Source organism: uncultured Piscinibacter sp., assembly GCF_937952055.1.
Classification (GTDB): Bacteria; Pseudomonadota; Gammaproteobacteria; order Burkholderiales; family Burkholderiaceae_C; genus Piscinibacter.
The window spans coordinates 65,163-87,668 of the sequence record NZ_CALFYO010000031.1 but is presented as its reverse complement, the minus strand read 5'-3'; the positions used below and the strand labels follow the sequence as shown (position 1 = coordinate 87,668).

The 22,506-nt window shown below is 70.3% G+C and carries 23 protein-coding genes and 1 pseudogene; 15 read left to right on the top strand and 9 right to left on the bottom strand.

What is annotated here, in order from left to right:
- Window positions 1-197: 197 nt before the first annotated feature.
- Window positions 198-638 (bottom strand): META domain-containing protein, encoded by a 441-nt coding sequence (locus tag Q0599_RS22595; protein WP_298834736.1) that lies wholly within the window; start codon window positions 636-638, stop codon window positions 198-200.
- On the opposite strand from Q0599_RS22595, the gene Q0599_RS22590 reads away from it, so the two are divergent.
- On the top strand, window positions 624-824 hold the full coding sequence (locus Q0599_RS22590; RefSeq protein WP_298834734.1) for a hypothetical protein: 201 nt from the start codon (window positions 624-626) through the stop codon (window positions 822-824). The genes Q0599_RS22595 and Q0599_RS22590 overlap by 15 nt on opposite strands.
- Window positions 825-873: 49 nt before the next feature.
- Here the strand turns inward: Q0599_RS22590 and Q0599_RS22585 are convergent, their stop codons facing one another.
- Complete coding sequence (locus Q0599_RS22585; protein WP_298834732.1) at window positions 874-1,545, bottom strand: TetR/AcrR family transcriptional regulator; 672 nt, start codon at window positions 1,543-1,545, stop codon at window positions 874-876.
- A 108-nt stretch (window positions 1,546-1,653) separates the two neighbouring features.
- On the opposite strand from Q0599_RS22585, the gene Q0599_RS22580 reads away from it, so the two are divergent.
- The 3 genes from Q0599_RS22580 to Q0599_RS22570 all read left to right on the top strand — a co-directional run bounded on the left by Q0599_RS22580 (window position 1,654) and on the right by Q0599_RS22570 (window position 5,541).
- Window positions 1,654-2,079: a nuclear transport factor 2 family protein gene (locus Q0599_RS22580; protein WP_298834730.1), complete on the top strand. Its 426-nt coding sequence runs from the start codon at window positions 1,654-1,656 to the stop codon at window positions 2,077-2,079.
- Between the two features lie 4 nt (window positions 2,080-2,083).
- Window positions 2,084-2,920, top strand: a complete 837-nt coding sequence (locus Q0599_RS22575) for a hypothetical protein (protein WP_298834728.1) — start codon at window positions 2,084-2,086, stop codon at window positions 2,918-2,920.
- Between the two features lie 212 nt (window positions 2,921-3,132).
- Window positions 3,133-5,541: a hypothetical protein gene (locus Q0599_RS22570; RefSeq protein ID WP_298834726.1), complete on the top strand. Its 2,409-nt coding sequence runs from the start codon at window positions 3,133-3,135 to the stop codon at window positions 5,539-5,541.
- Window positions 5,542-5,650: 109 nt separating this feature from the next.
- Here the strand turns inward: Q0599_RS22570 and Q0599_RS22565 are convergent, their stop codons facing one another.
- Window positions 5,651-5,821, bottom strand: a complete 171-nt coding sequence (locus tag Q0599_RS22565; protein ID WP_298834724.1) for a hypothetical protein — start codon at window positions 5,819-5,821, stop codon at window positions 5,651-5,653.
- A 49-nt stretch (window positions 5,822-5,870) separates the two neighbouring features.
- On the opposite strand from Q0599_RS22565, the pseudogene fliP reads away from it, so the two are divergent.
- The 3 genes and pseudogenes from fliP to fliR all read left to right on the top strand — a co-directional run.
- Window positions 5,871-5,966 (top strand): annotated as a pseudogene (fliP, locus tag Q0599_RS22560) (flagellar biosynthetic protein FliP); the annotation flags it as partial.
- 17 nt (window positions 5,967-5,983) lie between these two features.
- Window positions 5,984-6,253 carry a flagellar biosynthesis protein FliQ gene (fliQ, locus tag Q0599_RS22555; RefSeq protein WP_298834722.1) on the top strand — a complete coding sequence of 90 codons (270 nt, stop codon included), beginning with the start codon at window positions 5,984-5,986 and terminating at the stop codon, window positions 6,251-6,253.
- A 15-nt stretch (window positions 6,254-6,268) separates the two neighbouring features.
- Window positions 6,269-7,030, top strand: a complete 762-nt coding sequence (gene fliR, locus Q0599_RS22550) for a flagellar biosynthetic protein FliR (RefSeq protein WP_298834720.1) — start codon at window positions 6,269-6,271, stop codon at window positions 7,028-7,030.
- Between the two features lie 15 nt (window positions 7,031-7,045).
- Here the strand turns inward: fliR and Q0599_RS22545 are convergent, their stop codons facing one another.
- Window positions 7,046-7,246 carry a hypothetical protein gene (locus tag Q0599_RS22545; RefSeq protein WP_298834718.1) on the bottom strand — a complete coding sequence of 67 codons (201 nt, stop codon included), beginning with the start codon at window positions 7,244-7,246 and terminating at the stop codon, window positions 7,046-7,048.
- A 78-nt stretch (window positions 7,247-7,324) separates the two neighbouring features.
- Window positions 7,325-8,275, bottom strand: coding sequence for a LysR family transcriptional regulator ArgP (locus Q0599_RS22540; protein WP_298834716.1), 951 nt, complete (start codon window positions 8,273-8,275; stop codon window positions 7,325-7,327).
- 69 nt (window positions 8,276-8,344) lie between these two features.
- Here Q0599_RS22540 and Q0599_RS22535 point away from each other — a divergent pair, with 69 nt between their 5' ends.
- On the top strand, window positions 8,345-8,950 hold the full coding sequence (locus Q0599_RS22535; RefSeq protein WP_298834714.1) for a LysE/ArgO family amino acid transporter: 606 nt from the start codon (window positions 8,345-8,347) through the stop codon (window positions 8,948-8,950).
- On the opposite strand, the gene Q0599_RS22530 is transcribed toward Q0599_RS22535, so the two are convergent.
- Together Q0599_RS22530 and Q0599_RS22525 are read right to left on the bottom strand one after the other, a co-directional pair.
- The gene (locus tag Q0599_RS22530; protein ID WP_298834712.1) at window positions 8,934-10,526 is read right to left on the bottom strand and encodes an ABC transporter substrate-binding protein; all 1,593 of its coding nucleotides are present in this window, start codon (window positions 10,524-10,526) and stop codon (window positions 8,934-8,936) included. The two genes, Q0599_RS22535 and Q0599_RS22530, sit on opposite strands and share 17 nt — an antisense overlap.
- A 76-nt stretch (window positions 10,527-10,602) precedes the next feature.
- Complete coding sequence (locus Q0599_RS22525; RefSeq protein WP_298834710.1) at window positions 10,603-10,794, bottom strand: heavy-metal-associated domain-containing protein; 192 nt, start codon at window positions 10,792-10,794, stop codon at window positions 10,603-10,605.
- Between the two features lie 125 nt (window positions 10,795-10,919).
- On the opposite strand from Q0599_RS22525, the gene Q0599_RS22520 reads away from it, so the two are divergent.
- Window positions 10,920-13,322, top strand: coding sequence for a heavy metal translocating P-type ATPase (locus Q0599_RS22520; protein ID WP_298834709.1), 2,403 nt, complete (start codon window positions 10,920-10,922; stop codon window positions 13,320-13,322).
- Window positions 13,304-13,717, top strand: coding sequence for a Cu(I)-responsive transcriptional regulator (gene cueR / locus Q0599_RS22515; protein WP_298834707.1), 414 nt, complete (start codon window positions 13,304-13,306; stop codon window positions 13,715-13,717). Before Q0599_RS22520 ends, cueR begins: the two co-directional genes overlap by 19 nt.
- On the opposite strand, the gene Q0599_RS22510 is transcribed toward cueR, so the two are convergent.
- Window positions 13,718-14,983 (bottom strand): HD-GYP domain-containing protein, encoded by a 1,266-nt coding sequence (locus Q0599_RS22510; RefSeq protein WP_298834705.1) that lies wholly within the window; start codon window positions 14,981-14,983, stop codon window positions 13,718-13,720.
- Between the two features lie 124 nt (window positions 14,984-15,107).
- A complete protein-coding gene (locus tag Q0599_RS22505; protein WP_298834703.1) occupies window positions 15,108-15,755 on the bottom strand; it encodes a c-type cytochrome in 648 nt (215 codons plus the stop codon).
- An 85-nt stretch (window positions 15,756-15,840) separates the two neighbouring features.
- Between Q0599_RS22505 and Q0599_RS22500 the strand changes: the two genes are divergently transcribed.
- From Q0599_RS22500 to Q0599_RS22480, 5 genes are all read left to right on the top strand, one after another.
- Window positions 15,841-16,683 carry a MoxR family ATPase gene (locus tag Q0599_RS22500; RefSeq protein WP_298834701.1) on the top strand — a complete coding sequence of 281 codons (843 nt, stop codon included), beginning with the start codon at window positions 15,841-15,843 and terminating at the stop codon, window positions 16,681-16,683.
- A gap of 85 nt (window positions 16,684-16,768) precedes the next feature.
- Entirely contained in the window at window positions 16,769-17,362 is a 594-nt protein-coding gene (locus tag Q0599_RS22495; RefSeq protein ID WP_298834699.1) for a GNAT family protein, read from the top strand.
- Between the two features lie 26 nt (window positions 17,363-17,388).
- Window positions 17,389-19,395 (top strand): S9 family peptidase, encoded by a 2,007-nt coding sequence (locus Q0599_RS22490; protein ID WP_298834698.1) that lies wholly within the window; start codon window positions 17,389-17,391, stop codon window positions 19,393-19,395.
- Between the two features lie 96 nt (window positions 19,396-19,491).
- Entirely contained in the window at window positions 19,492-20,664 is a 1,173-nt protein-coding gene (locus Q0599_RS22485; protein ID WP_298834696.1) for a VWA domain-containing protein, read from the top strand.
- Entirely contained in the window at window positions 20,661-22,505 is a 1,845-nt protein-coding gene (locus tag Q0599_RS22480) for an autotransporter assembly complex family protein (protein ID WP_298834694.1), read from the top strand. Before Q0599_RS22485 ends, Q0599_RS22480 begins: the two co-directional genes overlap by 4 nt.
- The last annotated feature ends 1 nt before the right edge of the window (window position 22,506 follow it).

Here is a 22,506-nt window from a genome sequence, read left to right as displayed (position 1 = left end):
TGCATCTGGACTGGAACATCAGCCCTTCTCCGTGGCTTGAGTCCACTTTCGTCCAGGCCGCTTGTCGGACGGATTCCTACATCCCCGGCTGCAACGGGGTCCGGTTGTGCAGCCGGTCGCGAAGCGCAGGTCGGCAGGGCCGCTGCCAGGCTGTGGCGGCCGGCACGAGCAGCGCCCTCGGCCCGGCGCGCCGCCGTTCAGGGTGCGGCTGGAGCGCGCGTCGCACGCAGCACGCCGCGGCCCTCGGCGTCGCGCAATTCGAGCAAGCCGTCTGGGCGCACGCGCGCGGTGGCGGCGAGTTCCAGCGCGGTGAGCACGCGGTCCTCCTGTTCGCGCAGCAGTTCGCCGCAGGCCATGCGCGTGGTGGCGATTGGCCCGATGCGGATGCGATCGCCTGCCAGCGTGAACGCCGCGTTCATCGCGTTGCAGCTGTTGTGGCCGGACAGCCGGCCATCGTCACCGAGCACCAGGCGTGCACGGCGCTTGTCGAGCAGCGGCGCGGAGCGTGCCTGCTCGATCACCCAGGTGCCGTGCACGTCCAGCGAAACCGGCGGCTCGCCGGGCGCGGCCGGCGGCGAGGCAGTGCAGCCGGCGAGCCACAGCGCGGCGACGCAGACGACGGAATGGACGAAGCGCATGCTGGACCCCCTCGACGGGACGGCAAAGCCGGAGTGGATGCGGCGATCACCACGATCGACCGCGACGGGATTGTGCGCAAGTCCGGCGCGCTGCTCTCGCTGGCCGCCGAGCTCAGCGCGCCATCCCACGCGGCCACCGACCGGCGCCGACGCAGCTCGGGCCGCCGCCCGGCTGCCGGCCGGTGAAGGATCCACCCGCGAGGGCCCGTTGGCTCGCGAGCGGGCGCGGGCGGCATCAGCGGCGCTCGCCGTGCAGTTCGAGTGTCAGCTGCGCCATCAGCCGGTCCATGCCGAACTCGAAGCCGGCATCGAGGTTCTGCACGCGCAGATACGGCGCCACTGCGCGCACGTGCGGGTAGGGGATGCGATCGGGCGCGTGCTCGAGCCGCAACGAGGTGGCATCGGCCACCGCCTCGCTGCTCGCGGCGTAGGCCATGCCGGCCCCGCTGGCGAAGCCGCCGATGAGGCGGAACCAGCGTGCGCTGCCGGCGGCGTCGAGCCCGGCGTCGGCGAACGCCTCGAGGAGCTGCTCGTAGAGCCGGAACGCCCGATCGGTGTTGAAGCGCCGGGCGGCGAGCAGGATGAACGCGCGCGGGTGCCGCACCGCGATCTCCCAGTAGCTGCGCATCACGCGGCGCACGCGCTGCAAGGGCGGTGCCTCGGCACGCGTGGGCATGTCCATCTCGTCGAGCAGCAGTTCCATCACGGCGTCGAGCAGGTCGCCCTTGGTAGGCAGGTGGTGGTACAGCGCCATCGCCTCCACACCGAGCGAGGCGCCGAGGCGGCGCATCGTGCAGGCCTCCAGCCCCTCGGCATCGATCAGCGCCAGCGCGGCACGGGCGATGCGCTCGCGGCTCAGCGGCTCGCGCTGGCGGCGCGTCGGACGGGTGGCGGAAGAACGCGGCATGGCCCCTACTTTACATCGTACGGTTGAGCGTCGATAATGGCTTTACGTCGTAAGGTCCATCGCCTGGCGACGCTTCCCGCTTGCACCCCTCGACCAAGGAGCGCTTCCATGAAAGCTGATGCCCTCACCGAGCAAGCCGCACGCGCCTGCGTGAATGCCTTCCTCACCGCCTATGCCGAGCGCCGCATGGACGCCGCCATGGCGCAACTGGCGCCTGACGCCGACGTCGTGCTGTTCGGCACCGGCGCCGACGAGAAGCGCGTCGGCCCAGCGGCCGTGCGCGCCCAGCTGGACCGCGACTGGACGCAGTCGGAGGCCTGCGCCTACGCAATCGACTGGAGCCAGGTCTCGTCGGCCGGGTCCGTGGCCTGGATGGCGAGCGACGGCGCGTTCCGCGTGCGCGTCGGCGGGCAGGACATGGCCATGCCGGCGCGCGCCACCTTCGTGGTCGAGCAGCGTGACGGCCGGTGGCTGGTGTGCCACGCGCACTTCTCGATGCCCGCCGCGGCGCAGCAGGACGGCGAGTCCTTCTGAGGCCATGTCGCCCTTCGACATCGCGGTGGCGGCCGAGCGCACCGAGGCGCGCGCGTGGGCCGACTGGTACGACGCCGCACCGGCGGAAGTGCGCGCCCGGGGCGGCCAGCGCGTCGTGTCGGTGGCCGGCGCCACGCTGCTGATGGCGCCCGGCATCGCAGCGGGCCTGTTCAACCGCGCGATCGGCCTTGGCCTGCACCGGCCGGCCAGCGCGGACGATCTGCGCGCCATCGTGTCGGCCTACCGGGAGGCGCGGGTGGGCACCTGGGTGCTGCAGTGCAACGAGCTCGCGGAGCCCGCCGGCCTGCCGGAGGTTGCGCAGGGCATGCGTTTCGGCGCGCCCTCCTCGCGCTGGGCCAAGATGTGGCGCGGCCGCGAGCCGGTCGCCGCAGTCGATTCGGCGCTTCGCGTCGATGAGGTCGACAGCGCACAGGCCGCCGACGCCTGGGCCGCAGCCGTGGCCGAAGGCAACGGCATGGCGGCGCTCGCGCCGTGGCTGCGCGCGCTGCACGGGCGGCCAGGCTGGCACCTGTACCTGTTGCGCGACGGGGACCAGGCGGCCGGCGGCGGCGCGATGTTCAGCGACGGCGCCCAGGCCTGGCTGGGCATGGGCGCGGTGCTGCCCGCGCAGCGACGCCGGCACGGGCAGCGGCGCGTGATGGCCCGCCGCGTGCAGGAGGCAATCGCGGGCGGCGCCGAGTGGATCTTCACCGAGACCGGCGAGCCCCATCGGCCAGGCGAGGCGAATCCGTCGCTCGAGAACATGAAGTACTGCGGCTTCACACGCATCGCATCGCGCATCAATCTGCCGGGCCCGCCGGCGGAGCCGGGCGCGGCTTAGCCCCCCCGCGGGCGCCCCGACGGCGCCAACCCGGTGGACCCGGGGCGGTCGATGGTGCATGCTCGGCGCCAGAGTCCGCGTTCCGGCCCCCTCAGCGGCCGCCGCGCCACGCACGGCCTGTCCGCCCCGGCGGACCGGCCATCCACACACGCAGGGAGCAAGACGGGGTGGGCCTCTCCTTGATCCGGCCACAGCGGCGGGATCTGTTCCTGATGCTGTGCCTGCTGGGCGTGGTGCCGGCGTTCGTCACCGGCACCTTGCCGGCGACGAGCTGGCTGCCGGGCACCGAGGGCTTCCGCTGGGCGTGGTTCGATCTGTCGTTGGCGCGACCGCTGTCGCTCGCGCTGCTGCTGGCCGCCAGCGTGGTGGGCTGGCCGTTGCGGCCGCGCTGGTTGTGGCTGGCGATGCTGCCGCTGCTGCTGCTCGTGCTGACCCCGATCTCGCGCGTCGGCGCGGCGGACGGGCCGCTGCACTGGATCGAGCGGGATCGCGGCGCGGAGGATCCGGCCTTCGAGGCCGAACGTACGGCGATCGAACGCCTCGCGGCGCCGGCCGGCCGGGTCGAACGTGCATTGGCACGGCTGCCGCCGGCGCTGCCCGACGCGGCCGCGCTGCGATCGCAGTGGCAGGCGCTGGACGCGGCGCGCCCGGATCGCATGCAAGGCGGCGGTGCCCGGTTGCGCCAGCTGTCGGTGGACCTGGCCCAGCTGCAGGCCGCGTTCGATCAGGCGCCCAGGGCGCAGGCCAGCGCCGCCGATCCGCAGCGCAAGGAGCTCGCGGCCCGCTATGCGCAGGCCTTCGCCGACCACGAGCGGCTGCGGCGCCTCATGGCCGGGCATCCGCCGCCGGCAGCGCAGGTCTGGGCGCTGCGTGCGCAGCTCGGACTTCACGAGCTGTGGCATGCCGACAAGCGCGCGCGCTGGCTGGAGGCGCCGTACCAGCTCGCCGGGTCGCTGCTCGTGCTGGCCGTGATCGGCGCGCTCGGCGTCGGCCACCGCGTGGTGCTGGCCTTCGTCGGGCTGGCCTTGCTCGCATCGTTCGTCTCGGCGGCGGGCTGCACCGGGGGCGGCTGGGTGGCGCTGGCCATCGCGGCACTGCAGCCGGTCTTGGTGGGCGCCCTGGCCCTGTTGATGCTGCGCCTGCTGGCGCGCGCCTGGCTGGACAACCGCGAGATCTGGCGCAGCACGCCGGCGCCGGCCCTGCGCCGTGCACTGCTGTGGTCGCTGCTGCTGTGGAGCCCGTTCGCGCTGGTGCTGGGCGCCAACTTCTGGGCCGGCCGCACCATCGGACAGGCGGTGGAGCAGACGCTCTACCGCATCTCGCTGCCCGTGCCGGAGGGCCAGCCGCCCGCGCCGGCGCTGCTGAGAGACAGCGACGACACGCGTCCCACCCTGCGCGAGGACCTGCATGTGGCCGTGGCGCGGCTGTACGCCGACATCGAGGACAAGGGCATCGGCGCGGCGCGCGGCGCCGGAGGCAACACGGCGGCTGCGGCGCAGCGCATGAAGAAGGCCTCGATGGAGGCCTTCGACGACGTGCTGCGCGACAGCATCTTCCAGTACGACGGCGTGCCCCGGCGCCGCGCCTGCCTGCTGTGGGATCCCCTGGCCTGCATCGCGAACATCCCGCTGGACATGGCGAACGCGGCCTACCAGGGCCCGCGCAACCGGATCCGGGCCGACCTGGAAGCCAGGCTGGAGGCGGCGATCGCGGACGCCCGCCAGGCCGCCGACGCCGGCTCGGCCAGCGTGGAAGCCGCGTTGCGCAGCCAGGCGGCCCAGGTGTCGAAGCTCACCCGCGAGCAGATCGACGACCTGCTGCTCGTCTCGGCCGGGGTCTCGGCCCTGGGCAGCGCGACGCTGCTGTTCGTCGCGGCGCGCGCCTTCCTGCTCATGCTGGCGCGGCTGCTGTTCGCGCAGAACAAGGACGCCTTCATGACGATCACGCCGCGCGAGCGGTCGTTGCCGACGCAGGCCCGGCCGGTGCGGGTGGACGTGCCGGAGGGCGACGAACTGCATCTGCACCTCGAGCGCGGACGGCTGCTGATGAAGCCGGCTTTCGATGTGGACGGCGCGGCGCCCAACACGCTGTGGCTGCCGCCGCAGCCCTGGCGTGCGGCGCTGGCGCGCATCCGCCACGGCTGCTACTTCCTCAAGGAGATCGAGGCCGGCGACGAGCCGCGCACGTTGACGCTGAAGTCGACGCCCGGCACCAATTTCTTCTGCTGGGACATCCCCGAGGACGCCGAGGTGGCCTTCCGCTGGGACCGCTTCGCCGGCATGTCGGGCTCGGTGCGGCTGCGGCGCGTGTTCAGCTTCAAGCTCGGCACCGTGGTGCTCGGCCACGTGAGCGTGGCCACGGCGCGCGGGCCGGGGCTGCTGGTGCAGCATGCCTACACGCGGGCCAGCGCGCAGCGCACCTCGGTGGCGCAGGCCCGCGTGGTCGGCTGGGTGATGGGCACGCTGTTCCGCGTCGAATCGGGCAAGAGCAAGAAGAACGTCTACGTCGACCACTGCCACGTGGTGTGCGCCGAGCCCGGCGTGGCGGTGCACGAAGCCGCACGTGAGGGCCGCGGCGGGCACGGCCTGTGGCGCGAACTGCTCGGGCTGCTGCGCCCGTGAAGCGGCGCGGCGCAACGGCGATCACCGCCTTGCGGCGGCAGAGGCCCCGCGGCGCCGCGTCCGGCAGCCGCAGCTTCAGCCCGTCGCGGCAGCCGCTCCTGACCGTGTCTCAGCCGTTGACGGCCATCGCCTCGCCGCGCAGCGGCAGCACGTCGTGCACGCTGCCCGCCGGCACGGCCAGCTCGAACGGATCGTCGGGCACGCGCACCTGCGGCTGCATGGCCTGCGCGTGCATGCGCTCGGCAGGAGTGGTCTCGATCTTGCGTAGCGTCAGGCGCATGAAGGCGGCCCTGTCCCGGTCACAGGGTTGCACGCGCTCGTCGAGGTAGGCGCTGGTGGCGCTGCCGTTCAAGCTGATGCTGTTCGTGCTGGCCGACGGCTGGAACCTGTTGCTGGGTTCGCTGGCGGCAAGCTTCGTCACCTAGACCCGGGGCCCTCCGCCATGAACCCGCAAGTCGTCTTCACCTTCGGCCAGCAGGGCCTGTACACGCTGCTGCTGATCGCCGCACCGATGCTGCTCACCGTGCTGGCCATCGGCCTGACGGTCAGCATCTTCCAGGCGGCCACGCAGATCAACGAGGCCACGCTGTCCTTCGTGCCCAAGGTCATCGCGGCGGTCGCGGTGCTGGCCATCGCCGGGCCGTGGATGCTGACCACGCTCGTGGAATACCTGCAGCGCACGCTGCAGGCGATCCCGACCGTCGTCGGATAGTCTGGCCAGCGCGCCATGCTGACCTTCACCGAGGCCCAGATCCTCGCCTGGGTCACGCCGGTGCTGTGGCCGTTCCTGCGCGTGCTGGCGCTGTTCGGCACGCTGCCGGTGCTGGCGCAGCGCGCGGTGCCGATGCGCGTGCGCGTCGCGCTGGCCTTCCTCGTCGCGGTGTGCGCGCAGGTGTCCTTGCCTGCGATCGCGCCGATCCCGCTCGACTCGGCACTGACGCTGCTGGTGGTGCTCCAGCAGATCGTCATCGGCGTGTCGCTCGGCTTCGCGGTGCGCATCGTGTTCGCGGCGGTCGAGTTCGCCGGCGAGCTGGTCGGACTGCAGATGGGCCTGAACTTCGCCGGCTTCTTCGATCCCGTCACCGGCGGACAGACCACGGCGGTGAGCCGCTTCTTCGGCGTCACCGTGAGCTGGGTGTTCATCGTCAGCGGCGGTCACCTGCTGGTCGTCGCCGGCGTGATCCAGAGCTTCCACAGCTTCCCGGTCGGTCCAGAACCCTTCGCCTTCCTGAGGGCGACCGAACCTCATCGCTGGGGCGCGGAGGTGTTCGCCGTCGGCCTGTGGATCGCCCTGCCGCTGGTGGCGATGCTGCTGTTCGTCAACCTGGTGATGGGCATCGTCTCGCGGGTCGCGCAGCAGCTCAACCTGTTCGCGATCGGCTTCCCGATCACCCTGTCGGTCGGCCTGGTCGGCGTGCTGCTGACGCTGCCGCTGATGCAGGCGCCGTTCATGATGGCGCTGGAGCGCATGCTCCAGCACTTCCAGTAGCGGTCGCGCGGCGCCTCAGCTGCGCCGCACCGGCTCCACCACCTCGTGCGGCGGCAGCGTGTCCTCGAAGCCCGAGGAGTGGAAGGTCGTGCCGGGGCCCTGGCCGTGCCAGCTCGACGGTCCTTCGTGGTTCCGCTCCCGCCACCAGGCCAGGCCGACATCGACCAGCAGCCAGGCGATGACGCCCCCGACGACGACGACGATTGCAGTGATCATGCCGCCCCCCTGCGCGGCGGCGCGCCACCGGCCGGCGCGCCGCAATCCACGCAAATGTACGCAGACGGCCGCGCGGCTTCAACGCTCCACCCCCGCGGATGCAGGTCCGCGCATCGGCCGCAGCGCCGCCTTCGCCGCCGACGTGACCGCCTCGGTGAGGGTGCGCAGCACCTCCGCCTCGAGGCTCCAGTGCTGCCAGTACAGCGGCACGTCGAGCGCCTGTCCCGGCGCCAGTTCGACCAGATCGCCACGCGCCAGCAGCGGCGCCACCAGCACGTCGGGATTCATGCCCCAGCCCAGGCCATGCAGCGCGGCGTGCACGAAGCCATGCGTGCTGGGCACCCGGTGCTGCGGCGGTGACAGCCTGCGCGTCGACAGCTGCCGCAGGAAGCGCGATTGCAGCTGGTCCTTCTGGTTGAAGACGTTGCAGGGCGCCTGCGCCAGCGCGGCGTCCGTCAGGCCATCCGGGAAGTGACGTTGCATGAACGCGGGGCTGGCCACCGCGAGGTAGCGCATGCGCCCCAGCGGTCGCACCCTGCAGCCCTGCACCGGCGCCGGCTCGGCGCTTACCGCCGCCAGCACACGCCCCTGGCGCAGCAGCTCGCTGGAATGGTCCTGGTCTTCGACGTGCAGGTCGAGGCAGACGTTGTGCCGCTGGCGCAGCGCGGCCAGCGCAGGCACGAACCAGGTGGCCAGCGAGTCGGCGTTCACCGCGATGGCCAGCGGCAGCGGCGTCGCCGCAGGGCCGCGCTTCGCGGCCGGCAAGGCTTCGGCCAGGCCGAAGGGTGCCAGCGCCTGCGCCTCGAGCAGCTGCAGCTGCTGCGCATGGCGCTGCAGCGATTCGCCGGCCTCGGTGGCCACGCAGGGGCTGCCGCGGCGGATCAGCACACGGCCGAGGCGCTCCTCCAGCGCCTTGATGCGCTGGCTCACCGCCGAGGGCGTGACGTGCAGCGCGCGCGCCGCCGCGTCGAAGCTGCCCGCGCGCAGCACGGCAGCGAAGGCGGCGAGCTGGCGGGAATCCAACTGCATCAATTTTCCTAATGGAAGCTAAGGAAGTTTAGCTGGATCGATTCATTTCGCGCCGGCAGCATGGCGGCCATGGACGCTGTCTTCCTTCGCGGCTTCGCGACCTCGGCGGCGCTGATCGTCGCCATCGGCGCGCAGAACGCCTTCGTGCTGCGCCAGGGCCTGCAGCGCGCCCACGTGCTGCCGGTGGTGCTGGTGTGTGCGCTGTCCGACATCCTGCTCATCGGACTGGGCGTCGCCGGGCTGGGACGCTGGGTGCAGGATCACCCCGACCTGCTCGCGCTCACCCGCTGGGGCGGCGCGGCCTTCCTGCTCGTCTATGGCGCACTCGCCGCGCGGCGGGCGCTCGCACCGCATGCGTTGACGACACAAGGTCCGGCGGTCGATGACCTGCGCGGCGCACTTGCCGCCTGCCTCGCCTTCACCTACCTGAACCCGCACTGCTGGCTGGACACCGTGGTGCTGCTCGGCTCGATCGCCGCCCAGCAGCCCGAGGGCACGCGCGCGGCCTTCGGCGCGGGCGCCGCCTCGGCCAGTGCGGTGTGGTTCTTCGCGCTCGGCTACGGCGCGAGGCTGCTCGCGCCCTGGTTCGCCCGGCCCGCCGCCTGGCGGGCGCTGGATGCGGGAATCGCGTTGGTCATGTGGACGATCGCCGCCGGGCTCATTTGGCGATGGTGATCCACTGCACCTCGAGCCAGTTGTCGGCGCGGTGCACGGCGCTCACGTTGGTGCGCGCCGCCCAGGGAATGACCTGGCGGTGCAGCGGGATCACGTGCACCTGCTCCTTGTACTCGCGCATCGCCGCCTTGATCAGCCCCTCGCGCTTGGCCGGGTCCGGCTCCACGCTGGACTGCGCGGCCAGCGCGTCGAACTTGTCGTTCTTCACGCCACCGAAGTTCCAGTAGCCCTGGCCCTTCTCGCCGCGGTTGCGCAGCACCGGCGTGAAGGTCGTCTCGGCGTCGGTGATGGCGCCGCCCCAGCCGAGCATGTACAGGCTGGTGTCCTGCTTCTCGATCTTCGGGAAGTAGGTGGCACGCGGCTGCGCGCTGACCTTCACCTTGATCTTCAACTGCGCCCACATGCCGGCCAGCGCGATGCAGATCTCCTCGTCGTTGATGTAGCGGTTGTTCGGGCAGTCGAGCGTGACCTCGAAGCCGTCGGCAAGGCCCGCGTCGGCCATCAGCTTGCGCGCCGCCGCCAGGTCATGGGGCAGCCGCTTCTCGATCTCGGGGTCGTTGTACGCACCCAGCGGCGATGGCGTCAGTCCGCCGGTCGGGAAGCTCTGGCCGTTCATCAGCTTGGTCTTGATCGTCTCGATGTCGATCGCCTGGTACATCGCCTTGCGCACCCGCAGGTCCTTGAACGGGTTCCGGTCGCCAGGCACGTTGCCGTACAGCAGCTTGTCGCGGAACTGGTCCATGCCGATGAAGACGATGCGGTTCTCCGGCCCGTCGATGATCTTCACGCCGGCGGTGTTGCGCAGCCGCGGCACGTCCCGCGGTGCCGGATCGAGCACGAAGTCGATCTCGCCGGAGACCAGCGCGGCCAGCCGCGTGGCATCGTTGCCGATCGGCGTGTAGACGATCTCCTGCACGTTGCCCTCGAACCGGCCCCACCAGTTCGGGTTGCGCCTGTAGACCGTCTTGATGCCTGGCGCACGGCTGACCAGCATGTAGGGGCCGGTGCCGTTGGCGTTCAGTCCGGCGTAGCTCTCTTCCTTGTTCTTGAAGTCCAGCGGCCGGGTGACCTTGTTCTTCTCGCTCCACACCTTGCTCATGATCCACAGCGTTTCGAGATGCTGCAGGAAGATCGGATTGGGCGCGGCGAGCTGGAATTCGACGGTCAGGTCGTCGACCTTGCGCGGCTTGCCCACCGCGGCCCCGTACTGGCTGATGGTCGAGGTCGGCGCCACCGAGCGCTCGATGGAAAACACCACGTCGTCGGCGCCGAAGGGCGTGCCGTCGTGGAACTTCACGTTCGGCCGCAGCTTGAAGCGCCACAGCGTCGGAGAGACCTGCTGCCACTCGGTGGCCAGCGCCGGCACGATGGCCAGCGTCTTGTCGCGGGTGACGAGCTTCTCGTAGACCTGCCCGTTCATCATGTTGGTCATGGACTCGTTTTGCGAGTGCGGGTCCATGGTCTGCGGATCGCCCTGGCTGGCCCAGCGCAAGGTCTGCGCCAAGGCCTGAGGGGCGGCGACGAGTGCGGCGCTCAGTACAACGGCATGGGCGCCGGTGGCGATCAGTCGAAGCATGCGGTCCACTCCGGGGGTTGGAAAGTGGCCGCAGTGTAGGCAAGCCCCGTGCCCGGGGCAGCCGGGGATGCCCGCATCAGCGCGCGGGATAGCCTTCCTCGGCGAGCGCCTGCCTGATCACTTCGGGGCTCTGCGTGGTCTGGATGCGCACCGTGTGCGTGGGCAGGTCGCATTGCACCTCGGCCTGCGCGTCGAGGTTCTTCACCGTGCCGGTGACGGCCTTCACGCAATGGCCGCAGGTCATGTCGGGCAGGGTCAGTTCGATCATGGATGGCTCCTTCAAGGAATGACGATGGCGCAACGATAGACCTTGACACCATGGCAAGGTCAAGCGGTTGGATCAAGTCCGAAAGCCCTTGACCCTGACATGATGTCAAGCTGAACACTGTCGCGATGAACACCGAATCCACCCTGTCGCTGCCCGTCGAGGGCATGACCTGCGCCTCCTGCGTCGGCCGCGTCGAGAAAGCCCTCTCGCGCGTGCCCGGCGTCGGCGCGGCCACCGTCAACCTGGCAACCGAGTCGGCGGCGCTCACGCTGTCGCAGCGCGTGACCACCGCCATGCTGACCGCGGCTGTCGAGAAGGCCGGCTACGCCGTGCCGCACGACGGGGCCGACCTGCGCATCGAGGGCATGACCTGCGCGAGTTGTGTCGGCCGCGTCGAGCGCGCGCTGGCCGCCGTGCCCGGCGTGCTGTCGGCGACGGTGAACCTCGCCACCGAGCAGGCGCATGTCGAGCGCGTGCGCGGCGCCGCCGGCGCGGCCGCGCTGATGGCGGCGGTGCAGAAGGCCGGCTACGCGGCGCACATGGTGTCGGCGCAGCAGCCGGCCGCACCCCCCGCCCGCTCTCGCGACGGCTGGAAGGTCGCACTGGCCGCAGCGCTGTCGCTGCCGCTGGCCGTGCCCATGGTCGGCGACCTGTTCGGCCGCCACTGGATGCTGGAAGGCTGGTTGCAGTGGCTGCTGGCCACGCCGGTTCAGTTCTGGCTCGGCGCGCGCTTCTACCGCGCCGGCTGGAAGGCGCTGCGCGCCGGCAGCGGCAACATGGACCTGCTCGTCGCGCTGGGCACCAGTGCCGCCTACGGGCTGAGCCTGTGGCTGCTGTGGCAGTCGGGCGGCGGCATGGCACACCTGTACTTCGAGTCCTCGGCCGTGGTGATCACGCTGGTGCTGCTCGGCAAGTGGCTGGAATCGCGCGCCAAACGGCAGACCACCGATGCCATCCGCGCGCTGCAGGCGCTGCGGCCAGAGAACGCCCGGGTGCGCCGCGACGGCATCGACCTCGACGTGCCAGTGGCCGAACTGGCGGTCGGCGACCTCGTCGTCGTGCGTCCCGGCGAGCGCGTGGCCGCCGATGGCGTCGTCGAAGACGGCCGCAGCCATGTCGACGAGTCGCTGATCACCGGCGAGAGCCTGCCCGTGGCCAAGCAGGCGGGCGATCGTGTCACCGGCGGTGCGCTCAACGCCGAGGGCCTGCTGCTGGTGCGCACGCAGGCGGTCGGTGCGGAGTCGACGCTGGCGCGCATCGTGCGCATGGTCGAGTCGGCGCAGGCCGGCAAGGCGCCGATCCAGCGCCTCGTCGACCAGGTCAGCGCGGTGTTCGTGCCGGCGGTGGTGGTGGTGGCGCTGCTCACGCTGCTCGGCTGGGGTCTGTTCAGCGGCGACTGGTCCGCCGGCGTGCTCAATGCGGTGGCAGTGCTGGTCATCGCCTGCCCCTGCGCACTGGGCCTTGCCACACCGGCGGCGATCATGGTCGGCACCGGCACCGCTGCGCGGCGCGGCATCCTCATCAAGGATGCGCAGGCGCTGGAAGTCGCCCACGCGGTGCGCGTGGTCGCCTTCGACAAGACCGGCACGCTGACCGAGGGCCGGCCGCGCCTGACGGCCGCCGAGCCGGCGCCGCAGGCCGGCTTGAGCGGCGAGCAGATCGTCTCGCTGGCCGCTGCCCTGCAATCGGGCAGCGAGCACCCGCTCGCGGCGGCGGTGCTTGCCGTCGCGAAGCCGCCGTTGTCCTCGGCCAGCGACGTGCAGGCACTGCCCGGACGCGGCATCGCCGGCCTTGTGGACGGACGCGCATTGCAGCTCGGCAGTTCGCGCTTGATGGACGAGAGCGGCGTTGCGCGCGGCGAGCTGGAGGCGCGCGCGCTCGAGTTGCAGTCCGAGGGCCGCACGGTGTCCTGGCTGGCCGGCCGCGACGGCGACGGGCCGTGGCAGCTGCTCGGCCTGCTCGCCTTCGGCGACACGCTCAAGCCCGGTGCCGCCGCCGCCGTCGCTCGGCTGCGCGACCTCGGCCTGCGCACGCTGATGATCAGCGGCGACAACGCCGGCAGCGCCAACGCGGTCGGACGGGCGCTGGGCATCGACGACGTGCGCGCCGAGGTGCTGCCCGGGCAGAAGGCCGGCGTGGTGGCGGCGCTGCGCGACGAACTGGCCGGTCACGGGAAGGTGGCGATGGTCGGCGACGGCATCAACGACGCACCGGCGCTGGCCGCCGCCGACGTCGGCATGGCGATGGCCGGAGAGCACGGCGGCACCGACGCCGCGATGCAGGCTGCCGGCGTCACGCTGATGCGCGGCGACCCGTCGCTGGTGGCGCAGGCGATCGACATCTCTCGGCGCACCACCGCGAAGATCCGCCAGAACCTGTTCTGGGCCTTCTTCTACAACGTGGTGGGCATCCCGCTGGCCGCCTTCGGCATGCTCAACCCGGTGGTGGCAGGTGCTGCAATGGCGATGTCCAGCGTCAGCGTGCTGACCAACGCGCTGTTGCTGAAGCGATGGAAGCCACAGTCATGAACATCGGCGAAGCCTCGAGGCAATCGGCCGTGTCGGCCAAGATGATCCGCCACTACGAGGACCTGGGCCTGCTGCCCAGGGTGCCCCGCACCGATTCGGGCTACCGGCAGTACGACGAGGCCACCGTGCACACGCTGCGCTTCATCCGCCGTGCACGCGACCTCGGCTTCGGCCTGCCGGAGATCGAAACCCTGCTCGGCCTGTGGCACAACCGCCGGCGCAGCAGCAAGGACGTCAAGCGCATCGCGCTGGAGCACGCCGCCGACCTGGAGCGGCGCATCGAGGAGATGCGCGCGATGCAGCGCACGCTGCAGCACCTGGCACATGGCTGCCATGGTGACGAGCGGCCGGACTGCCCGATCCTCGACGACCTGGCGGGCGGGCGGGCGGACTGATCAGGATCTGCCGATCTTGCGCAGCACCTCGGGACCCGCCCACAGCTCGTCGAGGTGCGGGAACTTCCACTGCGCGTTGCTCTCGCGCGCGACGATCGCATCGTGGCAGCCGGACGCGGAGAGGTCGACCGGTTCCACCGGAACCGGCATGTTCGAGCGCGTGGAGAAGAACAGCTTGACCTTGGGCGAGACCAGCGAGCTGCCGTTCTGCTCCACCACCACGCCGAGCTTGCCCGAGCGCATGCGCACCAGCGAACCGATCGGGTAGATGCCCAGGCTCTTCACGAAGGCCTGGAAGATCTCGGCGTCGAACTGGCCGGTCCAGCACGCCATCTTGGCGATCGACTCGGCCGGATCCCAGCCGTTCTTGTAGGGGCGATTGGAGGTGATCGCGTCGTAGACGTCGCACACCGCGCCCATGCGCGCCACGTGGCTGAGCGCGTCGCCGGACAGGCCGTGCGGATAGCCCTTGCCGTCCGGCCGCTCGTGGTGGTGCAGCGTCACGTCCAGCGCCACCTCGCCGACGCCCTGGCCTTCCAGCAGCAACGCATGGCCGTGCTCGGGGTGCGTCTTCATGATCGAGTACTCGGCGTCGCTCAGCTTGCCCGGCTTGTTCAGCACCTCGAGCGGCATCTTCGCCTTGCCCATGTCGTGCAGCATGCCGGCCAGGCCGATGTCGCGCGCGGCCGTCTCGTCCATGCCCAGCTGGCGGCCGAGCGAGACCATCAGCGCGCACACCGCCATCGAATGCATGTAGGTGTAGTCGTCGTGGGTCTTCAGGCGCGCCAGGCTGACGATGGCGCCCGGATTGCGCCACACCGACGCGGCGATCTCGTCGACCGGCGGCAGGCACTTCTCGGCATCGAGCGCGCGGCCCATGCGGGCTTCGGAGAACAGCGAAGACACCGCCTGGCGCGACTGGTTGACGAGCACCGAGGCGCGCCGCAGTTCGGCGCCGAGATCGGCGCTGGCCGCACCTTCCGCGGGCGGCTTCGCATGCGGCGCCGGTGCCGCGTGTTCAGCGCGCGCTTGCTCGCGGACGGCGTCGCGCGGCGCCGCTGCCCCAGGGGCGGGCGGCGCGACGTCGAGCCCCTTGGCGACGTCGATCCACACCTCGGCCACCGAACTTGCGCGTAGCTTGTCCAGGTCGACCGGGTCGCGCAGGACGAACCTGGTGTGCCAGAACGGATGGTCGAGCCAGGCCCCGCACATCGCGTGCAGGTGCATGCCCAGGCGCAGTTCTTCGACGGGGATCTTCTTCAGCATCGGAGGGACTCGGCCGGCAATGCCGTCGTGTCTGCATATCGACCGGCCCCGGGCCGACTTGAGCGACCCGAAAAGCAAAAAAGCCGCTGGCATCCAGCGGCTTCTTGCAGGGACAGCGAGTGGATCAGCGGAAGCGCGACTCCGGCACCGTCTTCAGGTCGCTCGGCAGCGAAGCGATGTAGTTCGCCATCGCCTTCAGCTCGGCATGGCTGAAGGGCTTGGCCATGCCGGCCATGATCGCGTTGCTGCGGCCGACCTGCGCGTTGTTCTCGGTCTGGTAGGCCTTCAGCGCGACGTAGAGATAGTCGGCATGCTGGCCGGCCAGCTTCGGGTAGCTGGGGTCGATCGGCTTGTTCAGGTTCTCGCCGTGGCAGGACGCGCAGTTGCCCTTGGTCAGCAACTCGGCCACGTTGGCCGGCGCAGCGGGTGCCGCCGCGGCATTGCCGGCGGGGCCGCCGTTCGTCTCGTAGAAGGCGCCCAGGTCGGCCATGTCCTGGTCGGTGAGGGAGGCGGCGATGCCCTTCATCGTCGGGTGCTTGCGCTCGCTCTTCTTGTAGGCGGCCAGCGAGGCGACGATGTACTTCGCGGACTGGCCGGAGATCATCGGCACCTTGTGGATCTCGGGGAAGCTCGCCTGGTAGCCGGGGATGCCGTGGCAGCCGATGCACATGGCGGCCTTCTTCTCGCCGGCCTTGGCATCCTGCGCCTGCGCGGCGGTGGCGAAGCCGGCGGCAGCGGCCAGGGCGAGGATCAACGAGAGCGCTTTGTTCATGGTCAAAAAGTGGCTGGTTTTCGTCTCCAGCCGGCGATTATAGGGGCCCCTTATACTGACCTGAACCTGAATCAAGACCGCCGAGATGAAGTTCCAAGGCTCCCAGAACTACGTCGCCACCCAGGACCTGATGCTCGCGGTCAATGCGGCGATCACCCTGAAGCGTCCGCTTCTCGTCAAGGGCGAGCCGGGCACCGGCAAGACGATGCTCGCCGAGGAGGTCGCCGGCGCACTGAACATGCCGCTGCTGCAGTGGCACGTGAAGAGCACCACCAAGGCGCAGCAGGGCCTGTACGAGTACGACGCGGTGAGCCGGCTGCGCGACAGCCAGCTCGGCGACGAGCGCGTCAAGGACATCCACAACTACATCGTCAAGGGCGTGCTCTGGCAGGCCTTCACCGCCGAGCAGCCGGTGGCGCTGCTGATCGACGAGATCGACAAGGCCGACATCGAGTTCCCCAACGACCTGCTGCGCGAACTCGACCGCATGGAGTTCTACGTCTACGAGACGCGCGAGCTGGTGCGCGCGCGGCACCGCCCGCTGGTGTTCATCACCTCCAACAACGAGAAGGAACTGCCCGACGCCTTCCTGCGTCGCTGCTTCTTCCACTACATCAGGTTCCCCGACGCCGAGACCATGCAGAGCATCGTCGACGTGCACTTCCCGAAGCTGAAGAAGGACCTGCTCGGCGCCGCGCTGAAGAACTTCTACGACGTGCGCAACCTGCCCGGGCTGAAGAAGAAGCCGAGCACCTCGGAACTGCTCGACTGGCTGAAGCTGCTGGTGGCCGAGGACATCCCGCTCGAGGCGCTGCAGAGCAAGGACGACAAGGTGTCGGTGCCGCCGCTGGTGGGCGCGCTGCTGAAGAACGAGCAGGACGTGTCGCTGTTCGAGAAGCTCGTCTTCATGCAACGTCACAACCGCTGAGCCAGGACATGCGACGAGACCTGCGTCTTGACCAATGCCCAGCGAAGGGCCGCTGCGTCCGACAGCGGCGCGGCCTGCAAGGCTGATGCTGCCCGTCGGACCGGTCACGCTGGAGCGCGCGCCGGTTCGGCTGGTGCCGCTGGGGCTCGAACACGAGGCCGGACTCGAGCGCGCTGCCGCTGACGGCCAGCTGTGGAACCTGCGCTTCACGTCCGTCCCGGAACCCGGCGCCACCCGCGCCTACATCGAGGCCGCGCTGCGCGGCCGCGCCGAGGGGCACCGATTCGCCTTCGCGGTGCTCGACTCCGGCACCGGCGAGGTGATCGGCTGCAGCAGCTACCACGACATCGTGCCGGCGGTGGAGCGCCTTGAGATCGGCTGGACCTGGTACGCCACGAGCCGCCAGCGCAGCGCCGTCAACACCACCGCCAAGCTGCTGCTCATGCAGCATGCCTTCGAGACGCTGGGCGCGAGGCTCGTCGGCTGGCGCACCGACAACTACAACTTCGCCAGTCAGCGCGCCATCGAGCGCCTTGGGGCGCGCAAGGACGGCGTGCTGCGCCATCACGCACTGCGCCGCGACGGCACGGTGCGAGATACCGTGATGTACAGCCTGGCCGCCGGCGAATGGCCGGAGGTCAAGGCCCACCTGCTCTGGCAGCTCACCCGGCCGCGCTGAGCACGACCACCCCCCACGAGGAGACCATGGCGAAGAGCAAGAAGAACCTCAGCGTCGAGGACCTCTGGAAGTTCGAGCGGATCGGCGGCCTGTCGCTGTCGCCCGACGGCGCACAGGCGGTGTGCACGCTGCAGTCGTACTCGATGGAGGAGAACAAGGGCCAGTCGGCGCTGTGGCTGCTGTCCACCTTCGGCGGCGGCCCGCGCCGGCTGACGCAGTGCGGCGAGAAGGACGGCCAGGCCGCCTGGTCGCCCACTGGCGAGCGCATCGCCTTCGTGGCCCGGCGCGAGCAGCAGGGTCACAAGGACGAGACGCCGCAGCTCTACGTCATCGCGCCCGACGGCGGCGAGGCGCGTCGGGTGAGCGACTTCGCGCCGGGCGTCGAGGCCTTCAAGTGGTTCCCGGACGGCAGGCACATCGCCTTCATCGCCTGGGTGTGGCCCGAGCTGAAGGGCACGCGCGCGCAGACCCGGCGCTTCAAGGAATTCAAGGAGCGCAAGGAATCCGCCTACGTGACCAGCGAGGCGCAGTACCGCTACTGGGACCACCACCTGCCGATGGGCCGCGTCGCGCACCTGCACGTGCTCGACGTCGCCAGCGGCCGCGTCACCGACCTGTTCGAGGGCAAGCCCTACGAGCTCCCGCGCGCCGAGCCCGATGCGAACAGCTTCGACATCGCGCCCGACGGCCGCCACATCGTCTTCGCGCACGATCCGCAGGCGCACAAGCGCATGGACAACTGCCGCGCGCTGGCCGAACTCGACCTGCGCACGCGGCGCATCGCCGTCGTGGCGCATGACAAGGGCTGGGACATGGAAGCGCCGCGCTACAGCCCGGACGGTTCGCGCATCGCCTTCGTCGCCGCGCACCAGGCAAAGAAGCACACCATGCCGGGGCAGCTCGCGGTGATGGAACGCGGCGGGCGCTGGCGCGTGCTCAGCGCCGACTGGGACCATGCGCTGCACCCGCCACTGCGCTGGACGGAAGACGGCCAGGGCGTGCTCTTCGCTGCCGAGGATCAGGCGCGCAACCACCTCTGGCGCTTCGACCTGCGCCAGCACAGCGCCACGCGGGTGGTCAGCGGCGGCTGGGTGCAGTCCTTCGATGCTGCCGCCGGCGTGTTGGTCAGCGCCGCCGACGCCATGGACCACCCGGCGCGTGTGCATGCGCACCGCGAGGGGGAGGCGCCGCGGCGGCTGGAACGCTTCAACGACAACCTGCTCGCCACGCTGAAGTTCGGCACGCACGAGGACGTGCGCTTCACCGGCGCGCAGGGCGACGAGGTGCAGATGTGGGTGGTCTACCCGCCGGGCTTCGATGCGCGCAGGAAGTACCCGATCCTGCACAGCATCCACGGCGGCCCGCACGCGGCGGCCGGCGACACCTTCCACTACCGCTGGAACCACCATGTATTCGCCGCGCAGGGCTACGTGGTGGCCGGCGTGAATTACCACGGCTCCAGCGGATTCGGCTACTCCTTCCTCGACAGCATCACGCACCGCTGGGGCGAGCTGGAACTGCAGGACATGGAGGCCGCCACCGACTGGCTGCTGAAGAAGCCCTGGGCGGACCGGCGCCGCGTCTTCGCCGGCGGCGGCAGCTACGGCGGCTACCTGGTCGCCTGGATGAATGCCCACGCGAAGCCCGGCCGCTACCAGGCCTACGTCTGCCATGCCGGCTGCTTCGACTGGGTGGCAATGTTCGCCGAGGACGCCTACGCCTGGTTCCCGCGCGAGCTCGGCGCGTCCTACTGGGACGACATGGCCAAGGTGCATGCGCAGAGTCCGCACGCCTTCGCGGCGAAGATGAAGACGCCGACACTGGTCGTCCACGGCGCGCTCGACTACCGCGTCCCCGACGGCCAGGGCCTGGCCTACTACAACACGCTGAAGGCGCGCAGCGTCGACGCGCGGCTCGTCTGGTTCCCGGACGAGAACCACTGGGTCCTCAAGCCGCGCAACGCCAGGCTCTGGTACTCGGAGTACTTCGACTGGCTGAAGCGGCACGACCCCGGCGTCCGGCGCCGGGCCTGATCCCTCCACGATCGCGCAGCGAAACACCCGGCCGGCGCGGTGCGCCCGCCGGGCGTGTATCCTGCGCGGACAACCTCGCACCAGGCTGGTGATCCGATGCTGATCAACTTCTTCTACACGCTGCGCGCGGCCAAGCTGAAGGTCTCGGTGAAGGAATACCTGACGCTGCTCGAAGGCCTGAAGGAAGGCGTGATCGACAACTCGGTGGACCAGTTCTACTACCTGGCGCGCACCACCCTGGTCAAGGACGAGGCCCAGTTCGACAAGTTCGACCGTGCCTTCGCAGCCTACTTCAAGGGCGTGGAGATGCTCACCGACTTCAGCCAGGACATCCCGCTCGAGTGGCTGCAGAAGCACCTCGAGCTCGAGCTCAGCCCGGAGGAGAAGGCAGCCATCGAGAAGATGGGCTGGGACGAGCTGATGGAGACCCTGAAGAAGCGCTTCGAGGAGCAGAAAGAGCGCCACGAAGGCGGCAACCGCATGATCGGCACCGGCGGCACCAGTCCGTTCGGCGCCTACGGCTACAACCCGCAGGGCATCCGCATCGGCCAGGACAAAGGCCGCAACAAGAGCGCGGTGAAGGTCTGGGACCAGCGGCAGTACAAGGACTACGACGACACGCTGGAACTCGGCACGCGCAACATCAAGGTCGCGCTGCGCCGGCTGCGCCGCTTCGCGCGCGAGGGCTCGGACGAGGAACTCGACCTCGACGACACCATCCGCAGCACCGCGGCGAACGCCGGCTACCTCGACATCAAGATGGTGCCGGAGCGGCACAACAAGGTGAAGGTGCTGCTGCTGATGGACGTGGGTGGCACGATGGACGAGCACATCCACCGCGTCGAGGAGGTGTTCAGCGCCGCCAAGAGCGAGTTCAAGCACCTCGAGTTCTACTACTTCCACAACTGCGTCTACGACTTCATGTGGAAGAACAACCGGCGCCGCTACAGCGAGAAGTTCCCCACCTGGGACGTGATCCGCAAGTACAACAAGGACTACAAGCTGATCTTCGTCGGCGACGCGACGATGAGCCCTTACGAGATCCTTCAGCCCGGCGGCAGCGTTGAGTACAACAACGAGGAGCCGGGCGCCGAGTGGCTGCAGCGGCTGACCCACGCCTTCCCCAAGTTCGCCTGGATCAATCCCGAGCCACAGGGCGTCTGGGGCTACCGGCAGAGCATCTCCATCGTCCAACAGCTGATGAACCAGCGCATGTTCCCGCTCACGCTGCAGGGGCTGGAAGGGGCGATGCGCCTGCTGAGCAAATGACCCTGGCCGCGTCGCGTCCGGCGCTCGTCGCCGGCATCGCGGTGCTGGCGCTGTCGCTGCTGCCGGGCTGCGCCGCCCTGTCGGCCGTCGGCGACGAGGACGGCACGATGGCCACCACGCCGTCGCCTGCCCAGTACCGCGTCGAGGTCGACGCACCCGGTCCACTGCGGCAACTGCTGCTGGAGCATCTCGACCTGTCGCGCTTCCAGAAGGCGCCGGACACGGAGGCCATCGACAGCACCGAACTGACGCGGCTGGCCGCGGCGGCGCCGGCGCAGGCGCGCACGCTGCTGGAGACCGAGGGCTACTTCGCCGCGGCGGTGACGACCTCGCGCAGCATGGATGCAGGGGGCATTCCGGTGGTGCGGGTGAAGGTCGACCCGGGCCCGCGCAGCCGCATCGACAGCGTCACGCTGGTGGCACGCGGCGAGTTGCAGACGCTCGCGGCGGAGGCCGGCAGTCCGGCTGCGCAACTGCTGGGGGCGCTGCAGGCCGACTGGCCGCTGCCCGTCGGCGCGCCCTTCCGCCAGCCGGACTGGACCGCAGCGAAGACCACCACGCTGGCGCGCGTCCGCGCCGAGGGCTACCCGGCCGCGACCTGGCAGCAGACCGTGGCACGCGTCGACACCACGAAGCACAGCGTCGCGCTGCAGCTGGAACTGGACAGCGGCGCACTCTATCGCCTCGGCGACATCCACGTCGACGGCATGCAGCGCTACGACGACGACGTGGTGCGGCGCCTGGCCAATTTCGGCCCCGGCACACCCTACAGCGAGAAGCTGCTGCTCGACTACCAGGAGCGGCTGCAGAAACTCGGCCTGTTGGAGAGCGCCTCGGTCGAGCTCGACCCCGACCCGGCCACTGCGGCGGCGGCACCGGTGATGGTGCGCGTGCGCGAGCTCAGCCTGCAGCAGGCCACCGTCGGCGTGGGCATCAGCGCCAACACCGGCCCGCGCGTGACGCTGGAGCACCGGCACCGCCGGCCCTTCGGCATCGACTGGGTGGCCAGCAACAAGTTCGAGCTCGGCTCGGCGCTGAAGTCGTGGAAGGGGGAACTGATTTCGCACCCGCTCGAAGACCAGTACCGCAACCTCGTCGCCGGCAATGCCGAGCGACTGCGCAGCGGCGAGGAGATCCGCACGGCCTGGACGGCGCGACTGGGCCGCACCCAGGACACGCAGCGCATCGAGCGCCTGTACTTCGCCGAGCTGACCCATGCCCGCGTCGACAACCCCGCCGGCCGCACGCGCAGCGAGGCGGTCACCGCCAACTACCACTGGATCTTCCGCGAACTCGACAGCGTGCTGCTGCCGACCGCCGGCTACACGCTGTCGCTGCAGTCGGCCATCGGACGCTCGCGCAACTCTACCGAGCAGAACGGCCCCTTCGGTCGCGGATACGGCCGCCTGACCGTCTACCGGCCGCTGGGCACGTCGTGGTACGGGAACGCGCGCGTCGAACTGGGCAACCTGTTCGCCGCCAACAATGTGGGCGTGCCCGACACGTTGCTGTTTCGCGCCGGAGGCGACGACTCGGTGCGTGGCTACGCCTACCGCACGCTCGGCCCGCTGGTCGACGGCGTGCTGACCTCCGGCCGCGTGATGTTCACCGGCAGCGCCGAAATCGCCCGGCCGGTGTCGGCGCGCCTGCCGGCCGTGTGGTGGGCCGCCTTCGTCGACGCCGGCAATGCCGCCAACCACTGGAACGAGCTGCGCCCGGCCGTCGGCTACGGTCTCGGCATCCGCTGGCGCAGCCCGGTCGGGCCCTTGCGCGTGGACCTCGCCTACGGCGAGGAGGTGCGCAAAGTGCGCCTGCACCTGAGCGTGGGCATCGCCTTCTAGC

Coding starts and splice junctions, on each gene's coding strand:
- Q0599_RS22590 (WP_298834734.1), top strand. CDS start 624: ATGGACGAAGCGCATGCTGGACCCCCTCGACGGGACGGCAAAGCCGGA.
- Q0599_RS22595 (WP_298834736.1), bottom strand. CDS start 638: ATGCGCTTCGTCCATTCCGTCGTCTGCGTCGCCGCGCTGTGGCTCGCC.
- Q0599_RS22585 (WP_298834732.1), bottom strand. CDS start 1,545: ATGCCGCGTTCTTCCGCCACCCGTCCGACGCGCCGCCAGCGCGAGCCG.
- Q0599_RS22580 (WP_298834730.1), top strand. CDS start 1,654: ATGAAAGCTGATGCCCTCACCGAGCAAGCCGCACGCGCCTGCGTGAAT.
- Q0599_RS22575 (WP_298834728.1), top strand. CDS start 2,084: ATGTCGCCCTTCGACATCGCGGTGGCGGCCGAGCGCACCGAGGCGCGC.
- Q0599_RS22570 (WP_298834726.1), top strand. CDS start 3,133: ATGCTGTGCCTGCTGGGCGTGGTGCCGGCGTTCGTCACCGGCACCTTG.
- Q0599_RS22565 (WP_298834724.1), bottom strand. CDS start 5,821: ATGCGCCTGACGCTACGCAAGATCGAGACCACTCCTGCCGAGCGCATG.
- fliQ (WP_298834722.1), top strand. CDS start 5,984: ATGAACCCGCAAGTCGTCTTCACCTTCGGCCAGCAGGGCCTGTACACG.
- fliR (WP_298834720.1), top strand. CDS start 6,269: ATGCTGACCTTCACCGAGGCCCAGATCCTCGCCTGGGTCACGCCGGTG.
- Q0599_RS22545 (WP_298834718.1), bottom strand. CDS start 7,246: ATGATCACTGCAATCGTCGTCGTCGTCGGGGGCGTCATCGCCTGGCTG.
- Q0599_RS22540 (WP_298834716.1), bottom strand. CDS start 8,275: ATGCAGTTGGATTCCCGCCAGCTCGCCGCCTTCGCTGCCGTGCTGCGC.
- Q0599_RS22535 (WP_298834714.1), top strand. CDS start 8,345: ATGGACGCTGTCTTCCTTCGCGGCTTCGCGACCTCGGCGGCGCTGATC.
- Q0599_RS22530 (WP_298834712.1), bottom strand. CDS start 10,526: ATGCTTCGACTGATCGCCACCGGCGCCCATGCCGTTGTACTGAGCGCC.
- Q0599_RS22525 (WP_298834710.1), bottom strand. CDS start 10,794: ATGATCGAACTGACCCTGCCCGACATGACCTGCGGCCATTGCGTGAAG.
- Q0599_RS22520 (WP_298834709.1), top strand. CDS start 10,920: ATGAACACCGAATCCACCCTGTCGCTGCCCGTCGAGGGCATGACCTGC.
- cueR (WP_298834707.1), top strand. CDS start 13,304: ATGGAAGCCACAGTCATGAACATCGGCGAAGCCTCGAGGCAATCGGCC.
- Q0599_RS22510 (WP_298834705.1), bottom strand. CDS start 14,983: ATGCTGAAGAAGATCCCCGTCGAAGAACTGCGCCTGGGCATGCACCTG.
- Q0599_RS22505 (WP_298834703.1), bottom strand. CDS start 15,755: ATGAACAAAGCGCTCTCGTTGATCCTCGCCCTGGCCGCTGCCGCCGGC.
- Q0599_RS22500 (WP_298834701.1), top strand. CDS start 15,841: ATGAAGTTCCAAGGCTCCCAGAACTACGTCGCCACCCAGGACCTGATG.
- Q0599_RS22495 (WP_298834699.1), top strand. CDS start 16,769: ATGCTGCCCGTCGGACCGGTCACGCTGGAGCGCGCGCCGGTTCGGCTG.
- Q0599_RS22490 (WP_298834698.1), top strand. CDS start 17,389: ATGGCGAAGAGCAAGAAGAACCTCAGCGTCGAGGACCTCTGGAAGTTC.
- Q0599_RS22485 (WP_298834696.1), top strand. CDS start 19,492: ATGCTGATCAACTTCTTCTACACGCTGCGCGCGGCCAAGCTGAAGGTC.
- Q0599_RS22480 (WP_298834694.1), top strand. CDS start 20,661: ATGACCCTGGCCGCGTCGCGTCCGGCGCTCGTCGCCGGCATCGCGGTG.